The 20,955-nt window shown below is 50.9% G+C and carries 21 protein-coding genes; 7 read left to right on the forward strand and 14 right to left on the reverse strand.

The genetic code is table 11. The features are described from left to right. Positions 1 to 8: 8 nt before the first annotated feature. Together proQ and msrC are read right to left on the reverse strand one after the other, a co-directional pair. Positions 9 to 695 (reverse strand): RNA chaperone ProQ, encoded by a 687-nt coding sequence (gene proQ / locus OGV89_RS06415; RefSeq protein WP_003034957.1) that lies wholly within the window; start codon positions 693 to 695, stop codon positions 9 to 11. 96 nt (positions 696 to 791) lie between these two features. Beyond that, positions 792 to 1,289 (reverse strand): free L-methionine (R)-S-oxide reductase MsrC, encoded by a 498-nt coding sequence (gene msrC, locus OGV89_RS06420; RefSeq protein WP_003034953.1) that lies wholly within the window; start codon positions 1,287 to 1,289, stop codon positions 792 to 794. Positions 1,290 to 1,417: 128 nt separating this feature from the next. Between msrC and yebS the strand changes: the two genes are divergently transcribed. From yebS to OGV89_RS06445, 5 genes are all read left to right on the forward strand, one after another. After that, positions 1,418 to 2,701, forward strand: coding sequence for a membrane integrity lipid transport subunit YebS (gene yebS / locus OGV89_RS06425; RefSeq protein ID WP_016150395.1), 1,284 nt, complete (start codon positions 1,418 to 1,420; stop codon positions 2,699 to 2,701). After that, positions 2,670 to 5,303 carry a PqiB family protein gene (locus tag OGV89_RS06430; RefSeq protein ID WP_003034947.1) on the forward strand — a complete coding sequence of 878 codons (2,634 nt, stop codon included), beginning with the start codon at positions 2,670 to 2,672 and terminating at the stop codon, positions 5,301 to 5,303. The genes yebS and OGV89_RS06430 overlap by 32 nt, the downstream gene beginning before the upstream one ends. 79 nt (positions 5,304 to 5,382) lie before the next feature. Next, positions 5,383 to 6,804 carry a 16S rRNA (cytosine(1407)-C(5))-methyltransferase RsmF gene (gene rsmF / locus OGV89_RS06435; protein WP_071593155.1) on the forward strand — a complete coding sequence of 474 codons (1,422 nt, stop codon included), beginning with the start codon at positions 5,383 to 5,385 and terminating at the stop codon, positions 6,802 to 6,804. 100 nt (positions 6,805 to 6,904) lie between these two features. Beyond that, positions 6,905 to 7,141 (forward strand): YebV family protein, encoded by a 237-nt coding sequence (locus OGV89_RS06440; RefSeq protein ID WP_029139506.1) that lies wholly within the window; start codon positions 6,905 to 6,907, stop codon positions 7,139 to 7,141. 102 nt (positions 7,142 to 7,243) lie between these two features. Continuing rightward, positions 7,244 to 7,435: a YdfD/YebW family protein gene (locus OGV89_RS06445; RefSeq protein ID WP_003034941.1), complete on the forward strand. Its 192-nt coding sequence runs from the start codon at positions 7,244 to 7,246 to the stop codon at positions 7,433 to 7,435. Here OGV89_RS06445 and pphA read toward each other — a convergent pair whose 3' ends face one another. Next, positions 7,436 to 8,077 (reverse strand): protein-serine/threonine phosphatase, encoded by a 642-nt coding sequence (gene pphA, locus OGV89_RS06450; RefSeq protein WP_003034937.1) that lies wholly within the window; start codon positions 8,075 to 8,077, stop codon positions 7,436 to 7,438. It lies immediately after the preceding gene. Between the two features lie 484 nt (positions 8,078 to 8,561). Between pphA and OGV89_RS06455 the strand changes: the two genes are divergently transcribed. Then, positions 8,562 to 9,233, forward strand: a complete 672-nt coding sequence (locus OGV89_RS06455; RefSeq protein WP_286558604.1) for an SOS response-associated peptidase — start codon at positions 8,562 to 8,564, stop codon at positions 9,231 to 9,233. Here the strand turns inward: OGV89_RS06455 and OGV89_RS06460 are convergent. Together OGV89_RS06460 and OGV89_RS06465 are read right to left on the reverse strand one after the other, a co-directional pair. Beyond that, positions 9,226 to 10,494 (reverse strand): Y-family DNA polymerase, encoded by a 1,269-nt coding sequence (locus OGV89_RS06460; RefSeq protein WP_275146758.1) that lies wholly within the window; start codon positions 10,492 to 10,494, stop codon positions 9,226 to 9,228. The two genes, OGV89_RS06455 and OGV89_RS06460, sit on opposite strands and share 8 nt — an antisense overlap. 1 nt (position 10,495) lies before the next feature. Further along, on the reverse strand, positions 10,496 to 10,915 hold the full coding sequence (locus tag OGV89_RS06465; protein ID WP_121567026.1) for a translesion error-prone DNA polymerase V autoproteolytic subunit: 420 nt from the start codon (positions 10,913 to 10,915) through the stop codon (positions 10,496 to 10,498). 77 nt (positions 10,916 to 10,992) lie between these two features. Between OGV89_RS06465 and OGV89_RS06470 the strand changes: the two genes are divergently transcribed. Beyond that, complete coding sequence (locus OGV89_RS06470; protein WP_286558332.1) at positions 10,993 to 11,235, forward strand: DinI family protein; 243 nt, start codon at positions 10,993 to 10,995, stop codon at positions 11,233 to 11,235. Positions 11,236 to 11,330: 95 nt separating this feature from the next. On the opposite strand, the gene OGV89_RS06475 is transcribed toward OGV89_RS06470, so the two are convergent. The 9 genes from OGV89_RS06475 to OGV89_RS06515 form a co-directional block, all read right to left on the reverse strand. After that, positions 11,331 to 12,515 (reverse strand): tail fiber domain-containing protein, encoded by a 1,185-nt coding sequence (locus tag OGV89_RS06475; protein WP_286558334.1) that lies wholly within the window; start codon positions 12,513 to 12,515, stop codon positions 11,331 to 11,333. A 9-nt stretch (positions 12,516 to 12,524) separates the two neighbouring features. After that, positions 12,525 to 13,469 carry a DUF6453 family protein gene (locus tag OGV89_RS06480; protein ID WP_279270698.1) on the reverse strand — a complete coding sequence of 315 codons (945 nt, stop codon included), beginning with the start codon at positions 13,467 to 13,469 and terminating at the stop codon, positions 12,525 to 12,527. Between the two features lie 2 nt (positions 13,470 to 13,471). Next, the gene (locus tag OGV89_RS06485) at positions 13,472 to 16,705 is read right to left on the reverse strand and encodes a TipJ family phage tail tip protein (protein WP_286558340.1); all 3,234 of its coding nucleotides are present in this window, start codon (positions 16,703 to 16,705) and stop codon (positions 13,472 to 13,474) included. 54 nt (positions 16,706 to 16,759) lie between these two features. After that, complete coding sequence (locus OGV89_RS06490; protein ID WP_286558342.1) at positions 16,760 to 17,359, reverse strand: tail assembly protein; 600 nt, start codon at positions 17,357 to 17,359, stop codon at positions 16,760 to 16,762. Beyond that, complete coding sequence (locus OGV89_RS06495; RefSeq protein WP_286558344.1) at positions 17,347 to 18,078, reverse strand: C40 family peptidase; 732 nt, start codon at positions 18,076 to 18,078, stop codon at positions 17,347 to 17,349. Before OGV89_RS06495 ends, OGV89_RS06490 begins: the two co-directional genes overlap by 13 nt. A 12-nt stretch (positions 18,079 to 18,090) precedes the next feature. Continuing rightward, a complete protein-coding gene (locus OGV89_RS06500; protein WP_286558345.1) occupies positions 18,091 to 18,864 on the reverse strand; it encodes a phage minor tail protein L in 774 nt (257 codons plus the stop codon). 8 nt (positions 18,865 to 18,872) lie between these two features. After that, positions 18,873 to 19,223 (reverse strand): phage tail protein, encoded by a 351-nt coding sequence (locus OGV89_RS06505; protein ID WP_123924717.1) that lies wholly within the window; start codon positions 19,221 to 19,223, stop codon positions 18,873 to 18,875. Positions 19,224 to 19,584: 361 nt separating this feature from the next. Further along, positions 19,585 to 20,328 carry a hypothetical protein gene (locus tag OGV89_RS06510; RefSeq protein WP_123924718.1) on the reverse strand — a complete coding sequence of 248 codons (744 nt, stop codon included), beginning with the start codon at positions 20,326 to 20,328 and terminating at the stop codon, positions 19,585 to 19,587. 67 nt (positions 20,329 to 20,395) lie between these two features. Beyond that, positions 20,396 to 20,947 (reverse strand): BRO-N domain-containing protein, encoded by a 552-nt coding sequence (locus tag OGV89_RS06515; protein ID WP_123924719.1) that lies wholly within the window; start codon positions 20,945 to 20,947, stop codon positions 20,396 to 20,398. Positions 20,948 to 20,955 lie beyond the last annotated feature (8 nt).

Below are 20,955 nucleotides of genomic sequence, written 5' to 3' on the forward strand. Positions count from 1 at the left end.
CCTCCGTTTCAGAACACCAGGTGTTCTGCGCGTACAATCAAAGACATACCCGAATTCAGCTGTACACGGACGCCATCTTTGGTGATTTCTAATACGGTGGCATCCATCGCATTATTTCCTGCTTTCACCTTCAGAGACTGCCCTACCGTCAGTACTGAAATATCAGATACCGGGGTATGCTGTTCTTCGCGAGGAGCACGCGGTGCTTTTGCTGCTGGTTTTTCAGCGCGAGGTTTACGCTCTGCACCTTCTTTACGACGCGGTGCAGGACGCGGCTTACGCTCGCGACGCGGTGCGCCTTCTTTTTCACCGGCAGCAGCTGCCGCTTCGCGTTTTTTCGCCTGTTGCTCTGCGCGTTGCGCCTGAACACGGGCTTTAGCTTCTTCCAGCTGTTTGCGCGCATGTTCAACATGTTGTTCATCCAGCTCACCACAAGGGTTGCCGTCGAGATCAACACGCGTTGCGCCCAATTTAACGCCGTACAGATAGCGCCAGCTTGAAGTATAGAGACGTAAGGCAGAACGGAGCTGAGTCTTGCTGAGGTTCATTTCGCCCTCAACACGCTCTACCAGATCCTGAAAAATGCCAATTTTCAGTGGGCGCGCTTCGCCTTCCGCACTAAAACACTGCGGGAAGCGTTCGGCCAGAAACGCGATGACTTCTTTACTACTATTCAACTTAGGTTGATTTTCCATGAAATTTCCTGATTACAACGGACGTAGCCAACAAGCGCAGGCATGAACAGGCGACATTATAATGACGTCATCAGTAATTGCTACGTTATCCGTTGATTATCCTGCGACGTGCGCAAAGAATTTTTTGTAATCCGTCGTTGCAAGCACGGTTTCAAGCTGTGCCACCAGTGTACGCAGACCTTGTTCATCTTCCTCAGTAAAGCGGCCAAACGCCGTGCTATCGATATCCAGCACGCCGATTATCTGATTTTCGACGGTGATTGGCAGGACGATTTCAGCGTTGCTGGCGGCATCACAAGCAATGTGCCCATCAAAAGCATGTACGTCCTCAATACGCTGAACCTGGTTCTGCGCCACTGCTGTACCGCACACACCACGCCCTACCGGGATCCGCACGCAGGCAATTTTGCCCTGGAAGGGACCAAGCACCAGCGTATCGTCCTCAAGCAGGTAAAAACCGGCCCAGTTCACTTCTGCAAGACGCTCGTACAACAATGCGCTGGTATTCGCCAGCGTTGCCAGAAAACTGGTTTCACCTGCCATCAATGCCTGAAAATCACGGTTCAGATCCGTGTATAGCTCTATTTTGTTCATTATGTAATCACTTAGTTGTCTTACTTAAAACTGCAGCCTACTAAAATAAACATTAAATGCGTTAATGCTCAAGATCATTCCCGTCATGAGTTAAGATAACATTACTTCAACAATTTGATTCGCGATACATGGCCTTAACGACACCACGCATCACGCCAACTAAAAAAATAGTCATCAGGTCCATCGGTGAGGCACTACCTCGTGCACATTATCATCGCTGCCCTGAATGTGACCTGATATTTAGCTTGCCTAAAATGCGTTCGCACCAAAGTGCCTTTTGCCCACGCTGCCAGGCAAAAATTCGCGACGGACGCGACTGGTCATTAACGCGACTGGCGGCAATGGCTTTCACCATGTTGCTGCTGATGCCCTTTGCCTGGGGAGAGCCACTCCTGCACATCTATTTATTAGGCGTGCGCATTGATGCCAATGTTATGCAAGGCATCTGGCAAATGACCCGACAAGGTGACCCCCTCACTGCTTCTTTCGTGCTTTTTTGCGTCGCTGGCGCGCCGCTAATTCTCGTGACCTCAATTGCTTATCTGTGGTTTGGCAATATTCTTGGGATGAACCTGCGCCCGGTGCTGCTGATGCTGGAAAGGCTCAAAGAGTGGGTGATGCTCGATATCTATCTTGTGGGCATTGGCGTCGCGTCAATCAAAGTTCAGGACTATGCTTTTTTGCAACCCGGTGTGGGGCTGTTTGCTTTTATTGCGCTGGTGATCCTCAGTATTTTGACGCTGTCGCACCTCAACGTAGAGCAGCTTTGGGACCGATTTTACCCGCAAAGACCAGCCCGTCGCCCTGATGAAAAGCTCCGCGTCTGCCTCGGTTGTCACTTTACAGGTTATCCGGACGCTCGGGGTCGCTGCCCTCGTTGCCATATCCCGCTGCGCTGGCGCAGGAATCAAAGTATCCAAAAGTGTTGGGCGGCGCTACTGGCCTCTATTGTCCTGCTTTTGCCTGCTAATCTGCTGCCCATCTCGGTAATTTATGTCAATGGTGGTAGGCAGGAAGACACTATTCTGTCAGGCATAATGTCTTTGGCAAACAGCAACGTCGGCGTTGCGGCGATCGTTTTTATCGCTAGTATTCTGGTGCCATTCACCAAAGTGATTGTGATGTTTACGTTGCTCATCAGCATCCATTTTAACTGCGAGCAAGGATTGCGTACCCGCATAAAACTGCTGCGTATGGTGACCTGGATTGGCCGCTGGTCGATGCTGGATCTCTTTGTTATCGCTTTAACCATGTCGCTGATTAATCGCGATCAGATACTTGCTTTTACTATGGGACCGGCTGCGTTTTATTTCGGCGCGGCGGTAATATTGACTATTCTTGCTGTGGAATGGCTGGACAGCCGCTTACTTTGGGATGCACATGAGTCAGGAAACGCCCGCTTCGCAGACTGAAGCGCAGATTAAAACAAAACGCCGTATCTCTCCGTTCTGGCTGCTGCCGTTCATTGCACTGATGATCGCAGGATGGCTTATCTGGGGAAGCTATGAAGATCGCGGCAATACCGTAACCATTGACTTCATGTCCGCGGACGGCATTGTACCAGGACGCACGCCCGTTCGTTATCAGGGCGTTGAAGTGGGCACGGTGCAGGATATCAACCTCAGCAAAGATCTGCGAAAAATTGAAGTCCGGGTCAGCATCAAATCGAGCATGAAAGATGCACTGCGCAAAGATACCCAGTTCTGGCTGGTCACGCCGAAAGCGTCGCTGGCCGGCGTTTCGGGTCTGGATGCATTGGTTGGTGGTAACTATATCGGCATGATGCCCGGAACCGGCGAGGAAGAAGATCATTTCGTTGCCCTCGACACGCAGCCCAAATACCGTCTGGATAATGGCGATTTGATGCTGCATCTGCGGGCGCCTGACCTCGGTTCGCTCAATAGCGGTTCGCTGGTTTATTTCCGTAAGATTCCGGTGGGCCGGGTGTATGACTACACTATCAACCCCAACAATCAGGGCGTAACTATCGACGTGCTGATTGAACGTCGGTTTACCAATCTGGTGAAAAAAGGCAGCCGCTTCTGGAACGTCTCCGGTGTGAATGCGGATGTCAGCCTCAGCGGCGCGAAGATCAAACTGGAAAGTCTTGCCGCGCTGGTCAATGGCGCCATTGCTTTTGATTCGCCTGAAGACTCAAAACCCGCCGCAGCCGACGACACGTTTGGTTTATATCAGGATCTCGCGCACAGCCAGCGCGGGGTGATCGTCAAGCTTGACTTACCCAGCGGGGACGGACTCAAAGCTGGCTCAACATCGCTGATGTATCAAGGATTACAAGTCGGCCAACTCACCAAACTGGATTTAAATCCAGGCGGTAAAGTGACTGGAGAAATGACGGTCGACCCCAGCGTCGTAACGCTGCTGCGCGACAACACGCGGATTGAATTACACAGCCCTAAATTATCGTTAAACGATGCCAATCTCAGCTCACTGCTGACGGGTAAAACGTTTGAACTGGTCCCCGGCGAAGGCGAGCCGCGTAGCCAGTTTGTTGTTATCCCCGCAGAGAAGTCGTTGTTACACGATCCAGGGGTCATGACATTTACGCTCACCGCACCGGAGAGTTACGGTATTGATGCTGGCCAGCCGCTGATTCTCCACGGCGTTCAGGTCGGTCAGGTGATTGAGCGCACTCTTTCCAGCAAAGGCGTTTCATTTACCGTTGCCATCGAACCGCAGCATCGTGACCTGGTGCAAGGTGACAGTAAGTTCGTGGTCAACAGCCGCGTGGACGTCAAAGTCGGACTTGATGGCGTGGAGTTCCTTGGCGCCAGCGCCAGCGAGTGGCTCAGCGGCGGCATTCGTATTTTGCCCGGTACGAAGGGGGAAATGAAAAAAAGCTACCCGCTGTATGCCAACCTGGAAAAAGCGATTGAAAACAGCCTGAGCGATCTGCCAACCACCACGGTCAGCCTGAGCGCCGAAACGCTGCCTGATGTGCAGGCCGGCTCGGTGGTTCTATACCGCAAATTCGAGGTCGGTGAAGTGATCAGCGTTCGTCCTCGCGCCGATGCATTTGATATCGATCTGCATATTAAACCGGAATATCGCAACCTGTTGACCAGCAACAGCGTGTTCTGGGCCGAAGGCGGAGCAAAAGTTCAGCTTAACGGCAGCGGATTAACCGTACAGGCATCTCCCCTTTCACGCGCGCTTAAAGGGGCAATTAGCTTCGATAATTTAAGCGGTGCCAGCGCCAGCCAACGCAAAGGCGACAAGCGCATTCTGTATGCTTCGGAAACCGCCGCGCGTGCGGTAGGCGGCCAGATAACGCTGCATGCGTTCGATGCAGGTAAACTCGCTGCTGGCATGCCGATTCGCTACCTGGGAATCGATATCGGCCAGATTCAGACGCTTGAGCTGATCACCGCCCGTAACGAAGTGCAGGCAAAAGCGGTTCTGTACCCGGAATACGTGCAGACCTTCGCGCGAAGCGGTACCCGTTTCTCCGTGATCACCCCGCAAATTTCGGCAGCTGGCGTGGAGCATCTGGATACAATCCTGCAGCCGTACATCAACGTTGAACCCGGACGCGGTAATCCGCGACGTGATTTTGAGTTGCAGGAAGCCACCATTACCGACTCTCGCTACCTCGATGGTCTGAGTATTGTGGTGGAAGCACCGGAAGCAGGTTCGCTGAATATCGGAACCCCGGTTTTGTTCAGAGGTATTGAAGTGGGGACTGTCACCGGGCTGACGCTGGGCTCGCTTTCCGATCGTGTGATGGTTGCCATGCGCATTAGCCAGCGCTATCAGCATCTGGTGCGCAACAACTCCGTGTTCTGGCTGGCATCCGGCTACAATCTTGACTTCGGCCTGACCGGCGGTGTCGTGAAGACCGGTACCTTCAATCAGTTCATCCGCGGCGGCATCGCCTTCGCGACTCCACCAGGCACACCGCTGGCTCCTAAAGCGCAGGCAGGTAAACACTTCCTGTTGCTCGAAAGCGAACCTAAAGAGTGGCGTGAATGGGGAACTGCCCTGCCACGATAATCTCTCCCCTTGCTCCGGCGTACTCGCGCCGGAGCACTTATGCTACACTGCGCACCTGTTTTTTTGCCGGTGGTACCAAGTGGCTTATTTTCCCGACGCCTTTCTGACTAAAATGCGTGAAGCAATGCCTTCCACGCTCTCATTCGATGATTTTCTCGCTGCCTGTCAGCGCCCGTTGCGCCGCAGCATTCGCGTCAATACGCTGAAAATCTCCGTTGCCGATTTCCTCACACTGACAGCACCTTACAACTGGTCTCTCACTCCGGTTCCCTGGTGTGCTGAAGGTTTCTGGATCGAACGCGATGAAGAAGAGTCAGTGCCGCTCGGTAGCACAGCAGAACATTTAAGCGGCCTGTTTTATATTCAGGAAGCCAGCTCAATGCTGCCAGTCGCTGCGCTGTTTGCCGAAGGCAATACCCCGGAACGCGTAATGGATGTCGCGGCAGCCCCTGGCTCCAAAACCACGCAAATTGCCGCAAAAATGAATAATCGAGGCGCCATTCTGGCGAATGAATTTTCTGCCAGTCGCGTCAAAGTCCTGCATGCTAATATCAGCCGTTGCGGGATAGCCAACGTCGCCCTGACCCATTTTGACGGACGAGTATTTGGCGCTGCGTTGCCGGAATCATTTGATGCCATATTGCTCGACGCCCCGTGTTCCGGGGAAGGCGTAGTGCGTAAAGACCCTGACGCGCTAAAAAACTGGTCGCCAGAAAGTAATCTGGAAATTGCCGCAACTCAGCGCGAACTGCTCGACAGCGCCTTTCACGCTCTGCGCCCCGGCGGCACGTTGGTTTACTCGACCTGTACGCTTAATCGTGACGAAAATGAAAATATCATGCAATGGTTGATTGAAACCTACCCGGACGCCGTCGAGTTTTTACCACTCGGCGATTTATTTCCACATGCCGAACGCGCCCTGACGCCGGAAGGATTCCTGCATGTGTTTCCGCAAATTTACGATTGCGAAGGTTTCTTCGTTGCGCGTTTGCGCAAAACAGCCGCCATCCCTCCACTACCTGCGCCGACATATAAAGTCGGTAACTTTCCGTTTAGCCCGCTGAAAGGACGCGAGTCCGCGCTTATCGCGCAAGCCGCGAGCGCTTGTGGACTGCAGTGGGAAGATAATTTACGCCTGTGGCAGCGCGATAAAGAGATTTGGCTGTTCCCAACAGAAATTGAGTCACTGATCGGCAAAGTCCGCTTTTCCCGACTCGGCGTCAAATTAGCCGAAACGCACAATAAAGGCTACCGCTGGCAGCATGAAGCCGTCATCGCGCTCGCCAACCCAAATCACAGCCATGCGTTTGAACTGACGCTTGCCGAAGCTGAAGAGTGGTACCGCGGCCGGGATGTCTACCCACAAGCCACACCGACGAGTGACGACGTACTGGTTACATTCCAGCATCAGCCTATCGGTCTGGCAAAACGTATTGGATCGCGACTGAAGAATAGCTACCCACGCGATCTTGTCCGGGATGGCAAACTCTTTACGGGATAACGCACGTTTTTACTGGCGCTTTTGCTAACGTTGACTACGCTGAAAAATGGACGACCTAACTGGTCGTACCACAATTAGCAAATTAACGGAGAGCACGATGATGAAAACCAGTGTGCGCATTGGCGCTTTTGAAATCGACGACGCCGAGTTACATGGCGAATCGCCGGGGGACCGAACGTTAACCATTCCGTGTAAATCCGACCCGGATTTATGTATGCAACTGGATGCCTGGGATGCCGATACCAGTGTCCCGGCCCTGTTGAACGGAGAACATTCAGTACTATTTCGCGAACACTACGATCGTAAGTCAGATGCCTGGATCATGCGCCTTGCCTGATTCAAAAAGAACCCGTCGCCAGACGGGTTATTTCTTGGTCAATTTCCCTCATCTATCAACATCTTCTACACTACAGCTATGGCTTTACCATTTGAGGATGGAATGTTCACGCTGGTTCTTTTTGTGTGCTACCTGGATGGCGGTTGTGAAGATATCGTGGTTGATGTCTACAAAACTGAGCAGCAGTGCCTGATATCGATGGACGATCAACGTATTCGTAACGGAGGGTGTTTACCCGCGGATGACTACATCGATAGTTTCTGGCACCCGGCCCAGGAATACAGCGATTTTTGATTATTGCAGTTGTACCAGCGTTAACTCGCCGCCAAATACAGCACCGGTATCAATATAATGCAGATTCTCGCGATCCAGCCGATGGCGCAACGGCGTGTGGCCAAACCAGAAGTGATCCGCACCGCGAATCCCACAACCGTTGTTCATTAGTCTCGAACGATCCCACAGCACACGCTGTAAATCGATCTTTTTTAGCCACTGATAATCATCATCCGGGTAATCGGCATGAGCAATAACGTGTATGCCGTTTTGACAGTGCAGCTCCAGAATCCAGGGTAATTGCCAACACTCTTCAAGAGCGAATTTTGCTGCCGGTTGCTCCGCCTGCGCATACCACGAGCCACCATTCATTAACCACATGAATTTATCCCCCGTCGCCAGCGCGTCCAGCGCCATCTGTTCATGATTCCCCCTGACCGCGACAATCCAGCGTTTACGCAATAATTTCAGGCAACGCAAACTGTCTGGTCCACGGTCAATAACATCCCCCACTGAAACCAGCAGATCCTGCCAAGGATCAAAACGGTACTGGCGCAGTTTAGCCATCAGTATCGAGAAGCAGCCGTGGATATCCCCAACCACCCAGACGTGACGCCACTGTGTACCGTCGATTCGTTGATAGATATTGTCAGGTCGTCCCATGTCGCCTCCAGAGTACAAGGGTACCTGATTATAATTTTAGCAATGATGGTAAAAAAGCCTGGACGATCGTGGGCAGGAGTATGGTATGGTTTATGGAGAATGCAGCATGCGATAAGCCGTGTTTTGCCCTGGATGGCATCGCATTCGCCACATAAAAAGAGACCGAATACGATTCCTGTTTACAAATCAAAACGTAATAACCTATAAACTTCAATAAGTTAACACCAAAAACCCACTAACAAACACCTCCTGATACTTACTATTGCACCCATTCAAGATCAATCAGTTGCTATTGGTTTCGTGGCGTCGTCGGGAAAAATTCGGGATCGCATTGTTCCAGCATCTACCCATTTTTAAGAATTCATCAATTCACAAAACCATCATTCCGATTTACCTTACTAGCTCCTTTTTAAATCATTACCGGTGCGCACCACTTTTTCTTCCTGCCCTATACTTTCAGTCTGACATATGGCTGGAGGTTTCTATGTGTGGACGCTTTTCACAGTCAATGACGCGTGAAGATTATCTTGGCTTGCTCGCTGATGAATCAGAACGCGACATTCCATACGATCCAGAACCCATCGGAAGATTCAACGTAGCACCAGGAACAAAAGTTCTGCTTCTGAGCGAACGTGATGAACAGTTGCATCTTGATCCAGTTATCTGGGGATACGCCCCCGGTTGGTGGGATAAACCGCCGCTCATTAACGCACGGTCTGAAACTGCGGCCACCAGCAGAATGTTTAAACCACTCTGGCAGCACGGTCGCGCAATTTGCTTTGCTGATGGATGGTTTGAGTGGAAAAAGGAAGGCGACAAGAAACAACCCTACTTTATTCACCGGGCAGACGGTCAGCCAATTTTTATGGCGGCGATCGGCAGCACACCATTCGAACGTGGAGATGAAGCAGAAGGATTCCTGATAGTGACAGCTGCGGCCGACAAAGGACTGGTAGATATTCACGACAGGCGGCCTCTGGTACTGTCGCCAGAAGCCGCTCGCGAATGGATGAGGCAGGACATTGGAGGGAAAGAAGCTGCGGACATTGCGGCCGACGGTTCCGTGTCGGCTGATAAATTTATATGGCATGCCGTAACACGTGCCGTCGGGAATGTTAAAAATCAGGGTGCAGATTTAATTAAGCCTGTTACTTAACCTGAAGCAGATCCTCATAGCGGGTCGTGTATCGTGGTGACAGCATCTCTCTCTTCATCGCCCATTGTTGCTGTATCCCCTGTCCGGCGAAATAAAGCGCCCCCTTTCCTTCCTTTGCATTCAGATGATCCAGAACTTCCATCAATTTCTCACTACCCCGGCGCGGCGCATTATCATCGAACAGATTCAACTGGGCGATGCCCTGGCTGAAGAAGTCCCCCAGCATTACCCCGGCTTTCTGATATCGGTGTCCGTCTTTCCATATTGCATCCAGACTCCTCGTCGCTGCTGCAATGATATCCCGGCTGTCCTGTGTCGGGGTAAGCAGCTTCACCGACGCGCTGTTACCGTAGTACGGTTCGTTCAACGCAAAGGGTGACGTTTTGACAAAAGTGGATATGAAGCGACAATACTGATGCTCTCCACGTAACTTTTCTGCGGCGCGCGACGCGTAGCTGCAGATGGCCTGTCGCATAGCGTCATAATCCGTAATACGTTCCCCGAATGATCTGGAACAGACAATTTCCTGCTTTACGGGGGCAAATTCCTCCAGTTCAAGACAGGGTTCGCCGCGCAGTTCGCGCACCGTTCTCTCGAGGACAACATTGAAGTGCTTCCGGATAAAATGAATATCAGTATCAGCCAGCTCCAGAACCGTTTTAATCCCCATTGCCTCCAGCTTTTTGCTGATACGGCGCCCTACTCCCCAGACCTCATCGACCGGAAGTGCAGCCATCAGTTTGCGCTGGCGATCCAGGTTAGATAAGTCCACCACCCCACCCGTTTGTCTCTGCCATTTTTTGGCGGCATGATTTGCCAGTTTCGCCAGCGTCTTTGTCTGGGCAATACCAACGCCAACCGCCAGCCCCGTATTTTGATAAACGGCATCTTTTAATTCCTGTCCAAACTCCTGCAGAACCCGGCAGTTTCTTACGCCAGTCAGGTCACAGAAGGCTTCATCAATTGAATATATTTCGCAGCGGGGAGACATTGCCTCCAGCGTGGACATTACTCTGCTGGACATATCTGCATAAAGCTCGTAATTGCTGCTGAAACAAACCACACCATATCGACGAAATAAGTCCTTCTGCTTGAAATACGGATCCCCCATTTTCACACCAGCTCTTTTGGCTTCAGCGTTACGGGCGATAACGCAGCCATCGTTATTTGACAGAACAACTACCGGCCTGCCTTTCAGATCTGGCCGGAATGCAGTCTCGCAACTGGCATAAAACGAGTTCACATCAACCAGGGCAAACATATCAGCTTGCCGCTTTCACGATAAACGTCACCACCCCAAAGATATCCAGCGTATCTTCGCTGTTTATCGTAATGGGTGCATAAGCGTTGTTTTCAGGAACAAGCATAAGTATTGGATGTAACTGCAGACGTTTAACCGTGAACTCGCCATCGATGGCAGCGATAACAATATCTCCATGTGAAGGCTTTCTGGATCGGTCAACAACAAGCAAATCGCCATTTCCGATGCCCGCTCCAGTCATAGAATCACCAGACGACTTCACGAAGTATGTTGCACATGGGTGCTGAACTAATAGTTCATTGAGATCAATACGTTGTTCAACATAATCCTCCGCTGTGGATGGAAATCCGCATGGAACAAGATCACTAAACAAGGGAAGCGCAACGATCTGGCGCAACTCAACTGGTGAATAAAACTTCATAATAAACTCACTCACACTTATACTGTTTATATATACAGTATATACTGACATTAAACACAGTAAAGAGGAGTTAAAGCATGTTCGTGGAACTCGTTTATGACAAAAGGAATTTTGATGGGCTGTCCGGTGCGAAAGATATCATTCTGGGCGAATTGACCAAGAGGGTTCACCGGATTTTCCCCGACGCTGATGTCCGGGTTAAACCGATGATGACACTGCCGGCGATCAATACTGACGCCAGCAAGCATGAGAAGGAACAGATAAGCCGTACTGTTCAGGAAATGTTTGAAGAGGCTGATATGTGGCTGGTTTCAGACTAAGTGACGGTTTTCCGCAGCCCGTTTTGCATACGATGTGGCTGCGGAACCCATGTCCTGGGTAACTCTCTATCCCAGTACTGTATTCCAGAGTAAAATTATCTGGCTACGATCTGACTGACTATTTTCTTCAGCTCATCCACGTCAGCTTTCAGTTGTTTGATTTCTTCCTGTTGAGATTCGTTCATATCCATCAGTATCAGTATAGCTGCATGATGGATAGCGACGGTTACTCCTGAGTCACCGGCCTGAACTGACAGGACATTTTCAACAACCACGCCATCAGCTAATTCAATATCACCGGCGGTGACTTTTGCCTCAGGGTAGGCCTCATATAACCCCTCTGCCAGTACACCAATACCAAAGCGACCATCTCCTTGTTTAGTCTTCAGCCGCCATGTGCAGGCGCGAATCTGTCGCATTTTCCCTAACGGGTCTTCAATATCTTCAATATCTCTCTTAATTTTTTCAGAAGAACCACCGTTAATCCAGTTGCCATTGGCAGTGGCATTACCATTACCGGAGAATATGTATGATGCCCCTCTCACATAGTTACCAGAGCCGTCTAAAAGAGCCACATCCAGCTGGCCATAACCGTTCTCTTCACCCCATTTGTATCTACCTGAGAACCCAGCCAGAGCCCTTGTAACGCCGTTAACTATATAATTTGATGAGAGCGAACCACCTGAAACATCAGTGCCATTGGCCGGATCTGATACGGATTTATTGACTGCATAAATATTTCCAGAAACAGATATCTGAGATGAAATATCCCCGCCTGTTTTGCCGTTAACAGTTTCAAATCTCGTATCATTACCAGCAGCAACAGTTCCATAATCTGTTCCTACGTCTCTGGTCGCGCTGTTTCCTAAGCTGGATAGCTTATCGGACAGATATTTCCATGACGGCCCAGTAAAGCTTGAACCATCAGGCAGTTTGACCGTTATCATTCCAGAGGCACTATACACCTGTTGCCAGTTCTGCTTGTCGTAATTCAGGCCTCGAAGCGCTTCTGCGCTCTGAGCCACTAGCGCGGCAGTAACCATGTTCAGCGCCACACGAGGAACAGCTGACCAGGCCGCACCAGATTGTGTTGGCCCGGTAAAGTTACTGACCAGCGTCAGTCCTGTATTGCTCTCGATTGTTTTGACCGGGAGCGTATAGGGAACGCCGCCGACAGTGACAACAATAAAATCGCCAGCCGTCAGTTCGGTAGTGAATGAAGTCCATGCCCCTGATACCTGGGCAGAGTTATTCATCAGAGTTAAGGTTCCTGCTGACATAGTTTTTCCTCAGTACATGTTCGGAAGAATAAGAATGGGCATAGCGATATTTCTGTTTCGGGTCATATCCCATGCGCCTGAATTACGGTTCGCAAACACTTTGTTATAGGCCGACCTGACGCTACCGCCTGACATGACAACGCCTTTGGTTCTGATATTTCCCCATCCACCACTCATTCGTACCTGAACGCCGGTATAGACTATCTGGCAAAACCCGCCGCCAATATCCTGAAAGGCATCAGTGATCTGGATTTGTCGGTCATAGACAAAGGGGCGTTTCAGCGTGGAGAACGTCACCTGACCTGCGGCGTTGGTCATTGTGATGCCGTCGCCGCCGACAGGTGCTGTCTGATTGAATATCACCAGGTCTATCGTCGCCGTTCCGGCCACATCGTCCCGCCCTGTGTAGGAAATATCGCGCACGATGATATTGCCGCCATCAAACCCCACCGACACATTCGGGTTATCCCATTTGCCAAAAGGAATACCGCTCACCGGAAGCGGCGCACTGCCGTTAACCGTAATGCGTCCGGAATAAGCGCACGTCATCAGCGCGGCCTGATTTGATATGGCGGTGAAGTCAGTTGAGTTTGAAACCAGTAATCCTTCGTTATAAGTGGCGGCTGGCAGCAGCTCCATGACATAACCTGACCAGTCCGGAGTGAGGGCCTTCCCCCCGATGGTCTCTGCGCCAATGATGACACCGGCGTCCCCGTTTCGGGTGACCCCCGTCATAATGGCTACATCAAATTCAGCAAAGGAATAGATGTAAATGGGGTTAGTTGGCACCACGATAGCCTGTGATCCGGGAACTAGCGGTGTATTGACCGGGTACTGCATTGACTGGGATGACCAGCCCGAGAACGTTGTGCAAAAACTGGGGGCTCGCAGCCCCGCAGTAATAGCCATTACCGGACGGCCATCGTTGTAATTAATAAAAATCCCCTCCGACATTATTACCCCCTGAATGTGCCGATCTGAACACTCCCACCATTTGTCAGATTAACGAGAAGTCCATAACCATCGATTACGACTTTGTTATTTATCCCGTTAAAAGAGAAATTTCCGCTGTCGGCATAGAGTTTCCCATGCAATTCAGCGTTTCCATTTTTATCAATGCGCCAGCCTGTTGAACCAGCAACGAAGTTATTCGACTGGATAAAATTACCAATTTTTGCATTGGTAATGCTGCCATCCTGAATAAACGCATCGCTGATAAATACCTGACCATTGACCACCGCAAACGGTGAATATTGCGTATTGCCACTACCACTCATCAGGACGAACTGATTAGCGTTAAATCCGACGCGGGTGACTACCGGCTTACCCACTTCCGCCAGCACCGCAATCGACATCCCAGCGTTATACATCACACCGTTAATTCGAACTCCGGTTTTAAGGGTGTAAATTGCAGATGCCCCGGTCGCATCAACCACGGCGGTGAGCTTATCTTCCAGCGCAGCAGTCACATCATTGAACTGCGCCTGCACCTGCGTCGACATTTCAGCCATAGCCTTATCGACCTGCGCTATGGTCGTTTTAACCACCAGAATATCCGCGCGTACCTCGCCGTACTGCGCCCACTGGTGTTCCACGGTTGCATGGTTGGCCAGCGCGTTCTGCAATGCGGCTTCGAGGTTGGTATCAATGTCGCTTGTCAGGCGGTCACCGTCGGCAGATGTGAGGAAATCATCTGCGATATCGCCCAGGTAGTCGTCAGCATTCGCATTAGATTCGCCACGAACCCAGTCGGTCCAGTCACTCTGATTACCAATGCGATCGACCAGACGAGCCCGGTACCAGAACTCCTGACCTGCCTTCAAACCCAGTTGGGTATATGTGTGTTGAGGATACGGAACTCCGGCAAGCAGCAGAGGATTATCCCCATTACCGTTTGCTGAATACTGCAGTTCGGTCTGGAGGGTATCACCTGTATCCGCCGGAAAGGACCAGTCAACCTGTATACCCCAGTTGATTGCTGTGGTGCGCAGACCAACCGGTTTGGGAACATCTCCAGTACGTCCAGTGAGATGAGTCAGAACAGAAGATGCCCACAGACTGGAAGCACCACCGGAATTAATGGCACGGACTCGCACAAGGTAATCACCGGAATAAATCCCGGAGACCTCTATATTGCGCAGGCCTGTTTCGGGAATATTGATCCACTCATTATCACCACGTTTCCACTGTGCCTGATACGCGACGATATCTGCCTGAGTTTTCCCGTTTTTATCTACTGGTGCATCCCAACTCGCAACCATAGTGGCGATACGCTGCCCCTGCCGGACCGAGTCGTAGCTACTGATCGTGATATTTGTCGGTTGCCCTACCAAGCCTGTCGGTAACAGACTAATCGGTGGCGTATCAAGTCGGGCGTTGTTATCAACGGCATCGTACTTCGCCCCGTTGTATTCTGCACCGGTGATACTGTAGGTGTTCTCTTCATCGTTAAATGTCAGATTGGTTACGCGGAAATACTGGAGGCGCAACTGGCCTGCATCGATAACAAAAATGGCATTAGGCAATGGCTCGGCGGTAAAGGAGGTTGCCAGTATCAGTTGCTGGCCATTAACTGCCTGGATGGTTCGGCTCTCAACGGTACCACCCTGAGTACGAATCATCAGAGTGTCGCCGGGTACGGCACTTGTGCCCCGATCGGTAGCTACAGATTTCAGCCCTGCATTGTAATCAGTAATACGTCCACCATAAACACGGCCAGATAACCGCTCATCTGCAAACGCAAATACGGTCCCCGGCACATAAGCGAAGCCATCAAGTCCCGTCTGAACAGTGATAATGCGATCCAGCGAGTTGGAGTAGACGGCCCACCCTCCGCGGCGCTGCGCCTCGCTTTCACGTGTACAGCCAATAGCCGTCAATTGCGTCTGCTTAAACTTGAACTGCTTAACCAGCTCGGGAAACATCACTGCCGTTGTACGATCCTGATAGTGGTTATCTGGGTCACTAAAGTTAATCAGCGCTGAGCTATAGCGGTTCTTTTCACTGCCGCTGGAGTACGTTGGCTTACCGACAACAGAGGCTCGAGTGAGTATCTGTAGTTTTGACGTATCCGCTGGCATATCAGAGACAACATTGAACATGTTGTTGCCCCAGAACGTCATGCCGTTAAAACCTGCCGCAATATCCTTAATCACCTGCCAGGCATCAGCCTGAGCCTGGATATAAACGTCAAACATAAAGCGAGGCTCGGTACCGCTGCCACCCTTACCATCCGGCACCTTCTGGTCGCAGCGCTGGGCTATACGATACAACTCCCATTTATCGAGCATCGCTGGCGTAACCCTGCGACCAAGACCGAAGCGAGGTTCAGTAAGAATATCGAACCAAATCCATGCAGGATTATTCGTCCATCCCCATTTGAATGTACCGTCCCATGTACCGCTATAAGTGCGTGCAATCGGATCGTAGTTTTGAGGGATACGGATCACCCGACCTTTAGGTTTACAAGAAATCTTCGGGATATTGCTGAATGACTTTGCGTTGAATGACACATACAGCAGCGCGGTATGCGGATAGCGCAGGCGAGCATCTATCACCTCGGTGATCGCCTGAACCTGCGTTTTGTTCTGGAGCATCTGGCTGGTACTGTCGTCGGTATCGCGCACGACCCGAATCTGCCAGCCTGCGTTCGCTTTCGGCAGGTTAATACGGTGTGTCAATTCATAGAGAGAGCTGAGTTTCTCCGTAACCGTTTTGGTCAATACCGTAGTGTAAGCCCCACCATCAACGGCGAGATCAATGTGGTACGTTACAGTAGTGCCGACAATATCCCCATCGTTTTCCTGCTGCTGAAGGCCAGGAATGCCAATTCGTACTAATACGGCATCGATCTGGGTATTGCTGATAGCTCTAGTCCATGGGGTGACTTTCGTCAGCGATACGCCAACCGTAGTTTCGTTCTCGACTGCGGGAAAACCCGGAATCGGTGTCTGGGTCTGTGTGCCCGGTCGAAATTCCCAGGAAACGTTCTCAAAATTCATTGTTCCGTCGGCGTTACCGAGCGGTGTACCGTCCAGGAAAATTCGGGTCGCATCCAGACCACCAGCAAACTCACCTTCCCCTAGCGCCAGCAGCATGCGACAGCGCGCCATTGATTGCGCCGAATCAGGCTGTTCTACAGGCGTGTGCTGCTTCTGGCTGCCACCCTTTGCACCAGTAATCGTTGCCATATTGCATCCATAAAAAAGCACCCAATTGGGTGCTAATTGAAAGATAAGGAGTCTTCAGATATCTTCGGCGACAATCCCTGCACTGATGATGGCGCCGCCGATTTCTCTTTCTCCGTAAAGGATGGCGACCGGATTGCCCATAGCTAGGGTATTAACTGAACCACCGAAGGCGTAGCTTGGTTTGTTATCCGGATCATTCCGACTCTGAAGCCCTTTCGGTTGTGGTGATAACATCTGGTAGATACCGCCGGCCATCATTGAACTACCCGACATTATCAAACCGGCAGCGAATGTGAGCCCCACACCTGTCCATCCGGTAAGAACGCCGGTTACAACGCCAGCCACAACCATCACGGCTCCAAGGATGGTCTGGAATAGACCTGCTTTCTTTGCACCTTCCATAACCGGTGCAATACGAATGTCACTATTCCCAGAGAGGTTCTGATAGTCCTCAACCCCGATGTTTCTTTTCCCACGAAACACCGCGAACGTCATTCCGTTTTTCTTCGCGTTCATCAGGAAACTTTCCAGACCGTCCAGGTTGATGCATAACGCCTTCACAGCTTCCGCTGACGTCTGCACCGCCAGTTTATGCACGCGCCCAAATCGCACACCCAGCGCACCGTACAATCGAATCGTGGTTAAGCGCGCCATGGCTGAATCTCCTGCGGCAAATATTTATGACGGACGCAGATCATCGTCCTGTCTTTGAAATAACCTCGCGCATACGGCGTGATGCAGGATGGTTGCCCGTACAGATGGTGAAGCAGCTCGCCTTCCTCGGTAATGATCCCCGCGTGGTTCCACTTACTGGATTCAACCTGCATGATGACCATACAGCCTGGCGACGGGTCGCATTCGATAAACCCTTCCTGCTCCCAGTTGTCGAAATACAGGTTGTCCGGGTACTGGCTTTCCCACCATGGGTAATCGACGCGGAAATCGTTAAGCATCACGCCTTGGGTGGCATGCCAATCCATTACCAGTCCCCAGCAGTCATTTGAGCCCAGGATAAACGGACGCCCGATAAGGGGTACCGCCTCCGGCATTATCTCAGCGTATTCGTCACTATCCGGCGCGTAAATACCCCAGACCACGCCGGAGTTATTACACTGCTGGTGATCGAGGTCTGACGGTATAGGCCGTGCGCCGTCGCCCGGGTGGGAATGGATGACACGAATAATAGTCCCGGCATCCTCAGCGTTCGCCCAGTGCTCGCCGTCAATGCGGAAATGCTCAGTAGGGTTTTCGTGGCTGTTCGGTACCGGAATGTATCGCTGACGCCGTCCTGTCTGGATGACGAAGCCGCAGCACTCGCGTGGCGATTCCTCCAGAGCATGCACCCGGATAGCGTTCATTATCGTTTTGTTCATATTGAAGTCCGGTTATCGGGAGAAGAGAACAGTTGCCGGGAATCCCCCAAAATCGAGGGTGGCAGTATTGGGTTCAGCCAGGCCCGCACCAAATCGCTTGCGGCAATCGCTCAGGCAACCACCGCACACGTCCAGCGCAGGGTCAGCGACCACATTACCCTTTGCATCAAAATATGCTGTTCCGTTGTAGGTGCAGCCGTCACCGCTGCGGTACTGGCCGCGCAGCGCCCACTCGCACAGCGATGTAATTTGACGGGTGGGGATAACCAGGCTCTGCAGGTCTGCAGGACTACTCAACGCCCACGTCACCACTTCATCATCTTCAGAGGTTTTAGTGTCCAGCCAGAAGGCCTGCAGGGAGAACATCGTCGGGTCTGCTGTCGGATTCACCCCGCCTGGGAAGTTCACGGCATCGAGGTAAACAGCATAGGTGTCGATGATGCTCACCTTTGCATTCACCATATCTTTAAACTGCAGACAAAGCGCAGTGATATGCCCGTCGAGGTTCGACACGCTAAGTTTCGGCTCAGCGGCCTGGTCGGTTGACAGTGCAAGGTCGGAAATCTGGAAGGGCCAGAAATCGAAGATTTTTCCATCCCAGATGATGGGTTTTGGTCCTAGCTTTGCCTCATCGCCGTTCGCAGCATCAATCTCAGCGGGAGAATGAGGAAATGGTGAATAATGAAAGCGATGAATACCGCCGCTAAATTCTGAGGCGTCAACTTCAACCAGACGTACTCTGCCACCTGGTGCCAGCATCCCTGCTGTATCAATCAATGCTGTCATGTTCCACCTCAGGCATTGACGCCATAGGCGCGCTTAATCGTGAATGTCAGCTCAGCGAATTTGCTGCTAATCTGGTTTTTGCGCACGGAGTCAGCGACAACGCGGTACAGCCCCTTCTCTTCGCCCGGCGGTGTGATGATGAAAGCCTTAACGGTATGCGCCAGGAGAAAGTCCCGAACGGTATTCACTTCAGAATCAGCGCCCACATGCTTCATCGGTACCTGAATAGCCGTCGAGTTAATGCCGTTATCAGCCACCTGTTCATAACCATCACCGAACTGGGCTGACCTTATGGTCTGGCTGTATTCCACTGCTCCAGCACCGAGTTGTGAGTGCCAGTTGTATGTCTCAACGGCCATATTTACTCCATAAAAAAACCCAGCCGGAGCTGGGTTTATAAACATTGTCTATTCACAATGTCGTTTCATATAACTTAGGGTCTCGCTAGGAGTACCTTCATTATCACAATCTGGGTTGCTACATTTATAACGACGATGTAACTCATTAGCGCCACAGCGTTTCCCGAAGCAGTTATCTTTGTCACAAAGGCAATTCACCACGCCGCTAAATGATAGCTGCCAACCACATTTTTCACATTTTTCCATTAAACCTTAAACTCCCTACATTTGAGCATCTGTAAGACCATTCATTGACTGTTAAACATATTAACTTATCAATACCGTTCATAAAAAGGGAGCCTACAGTTAAGATGTTTCAAACCTATGCAACATCTGCACCGTGAATCAGGTGGCGGAGTACCTTGACACCTTCAGCGTTATAGCGGAATGCCTCGACCTGCTTGCTGGAGTGCGCAGACTTATCTAAGAAGAATTTGCCGTGTGCATTCGTCTTCAAGTTGTTAGCATTCGCCACGCGCCCGATTTTCTGAGCAGACACACCAAGCATTTCGCCAACCTCGCCAGCTGTACGGTAATGCTCTTCAATGACTGGTAACGGTATAGCGTCATAGCCGATCAACGGGTTTATTAGCGATGCCGTAAGCGTCTGCTGTGCCATTGGGTCGAGGCGCGGCAGCAGAGACATAATCTCACGGGCACTGGCGATATTCTTTTCCAGGGCCTGAGCTTTCAGTTGGTCAGCTTTTGCCAGTCGATATTCGGTGATACCTGACTGGCTTTTCGGCATTTCCGGAAGCGCTTGCATATCTTCCAGCTTATCAACCAAGGAGCGGCGAACAGCTTTGGACTCGCGTGCGGCCACACGGAGCGCCTGCTTGATGGACATTGTAATGACTTCAATGTCCTGACCATTTTTATGACCTACACTTTTTGTGTAGGTCTCCCCATCAAGCTCATCAACAACTTTCTCAATAAACTTATTATTTCGGACAATCGGTTCACCGCACTGTTTTCGTGCGGCATTTACCATCTCCAGCAAATACTGACTGTCAATGGTTTTCTCGGTGACATTAGATCTTTTTGCTGCTAAATTTAAACCAGTCATATACGCTCCTATACGTAGTTAGACTTCAGTGAACCGTCAGCGCCAACTGACGGTTTTTCTTTTTGTACTATGGCAAACTTTGTATTGCTCCTATCAATCCTTTTGCAACGTCCTCCTTCGGGGCAACCAACCACCCTTTTCTTCTGAAAAAATTCACAAACCCATCAAAAGACATAACAACCTGATCGTCTGTTAGTGGATGCGTACCGATAACACCACCTTTGCTATCAAGGTAAAGCATTACCCGTTGATGAAATTCAGTACGAAGATTTTCAACACTTGTCGCTTCAACCTCTCGATCAAGAATATCCAGCACCCAGCGGCGGAATTCTTTGGCAATGTCAGTACGGGCAAACATAGCAATCAGATGAGCCCCACGAAGTGAGAAAACACGGACCTTTTTGCGGTAGTTCCCTGAGGTCACTGATTCAATGACCTGAGTCATTCCGTCCGTAAATTCATCTGCATTTTGGTTGAAGAGGTTAGTTATTGACTTTGCGCTTTTATATTTCAGCGCAGCCGCTAAGTCGGCAGATGTGAACCAAACATCCTGCTGATTGGCAACCGGCACCAAATCAATACCGTGGAAGTTATAATCTGATTTTGCTACGATATTCATGTCGATAT

The organism is Citrobacter sp. Cf125, assembly GCF_030333935.1.
GTDB classification, from domain to species: Bacteria; Pseudomonadota; Gammaproteobacteria; order Enterobacterales; family Enterobacteriaceae; genus Citrobacter; species Citrobacter freundii.

Coding starts and splice junctions, on each gene's coding strand:
- OGV89_RS06465 (WP_121567026.1), bottom strand. CDS start 10,915: ATGAAGTTTTATTCACCAGTTGAGTTGCGCCAGATCGTTGCGCTTCCC.
- OGV89_RS06460 (WP_275146758.1), bottom strand. CDS start 10,494: ATGTTTGCCCTGGTTGATGTGAACTCGTTTTATGCCAGTTGCGAGACT.
- pphA (WP_003034937.1), bottom strand. CDS start 8,077: ATGGGACGACCTGACAATATCTATCAACGAATCGACGGTACACAGTGG.
- OGV89_RS06510 (WP_123924718.1), bottom strand. CDS start 20,328: ATGACTGGTTTAAATTTAGCAGCAAAAAGATCTAATGTCACCGAGAAA.
- yebS (WP_016150395.1), top strand. CDS start 1,418: ATGGCCTTAACGACACCACGCATCACGCCAACTAAAAAAATAGTCATC.
- OGV89_RS06470 (WP_286558332.1), top strand. CDS start 10,993: ATGTTCGTGGAACTCGTTTATGACAAAAGGAATTTTGATGGGCTGTCC.
- OGV89_RS06475 (WP_286558334.1), bottom strand. CDS start 12,515: ATGTCAGCAGGAACCTTAACTCTGATGAATAACTCTGCCCAGGTATCA.
- OGV89_RS06515 (WP_123924719.1), bottom strand. CDS start 20,947: ATGAATATCGTAGCAAAATCAGATTATAACTTCCACGGTATTGATTTG.
- OGV89_RS06495 (WP_286558344.1), bottom strand. CDS start 18,078: ATGAACAAAACGATAATGAACGCTATCCGGGTGCATGCTCTGGAGGAA.
- OGV89_RS06445 (WP_003034941.1), top strand. CDS start 7,244: ATGTTCACGCTGGTTCTTTTTGTGTGCTACCTGGATGGCGGTTGTGAA.
- OGV89_RS06505 (WP_123924717.1), bottom strand. CDS start 19,223: ATGGCCGTTGAGACATACAACTGGCACTCACAACTCGGTGCTGGAGCA.
- OGV89_RS06430 (WP_003034947.1), top strand. CDS start 2,670: ATGAGTCAGGAAACGCCCGCTTCGCAGACTGAAGCGCAGATTAAAACA.
- OGV89_RS06455 (WP_286558604.1), top strand. CDS start 8,562: ATGTGTGGACGCTTTTCACAGTCAATGACGCGTGAAGATTATCTTGGC.
- OGV89_RS06500 (WP_286558345.1), bottom strand. CDS start 18,864: ATGACAGCATTGATTGATACAGCAGGGATGCTGGCACCAGGTGGCAGA.
- proQ (WP_003034957.1), bottom strand. CDS start 695: ATGGAAAATCAACCTAAGTTGAATAGTAGTAAAGAAGTCATCGCGTTT.
- OGV89_RS06440 (WP_029139506.1), top strand. CDS start 6,905: ATGAAAACCAGTGTGCGCATTGGCGCTTTTGAAATCGACGACGCCGAG.
- OGV89_RS06480 (WP_279270698.1), bottom strand. CDS start 13,469: ATGTCGGAGGGGATTTTTATTAATTACAACGATGGCCGTCCGGTAATG.
- OGV89_RS06490 (WP_286558342.1), bottom strand. CDS start 17,359: ATGGCGCGCTTAACCACGATTCGATTGTACGGTGCGCTGGGTGTGCGA.
- OGV89_RS06485 (WP_286558340.1), bottom strand. CDS start 16,705: ATGGCAACGATTACTGGTGCAAAGGGTGGCAGCCAGAAGCAGCACACG.
- msrC (WP_003034953.1), bottom strand. CDS start 1,289: ATGAACAAAATAGAGCTATACACGGATCTGAACCGTGATTTTCAGGCA.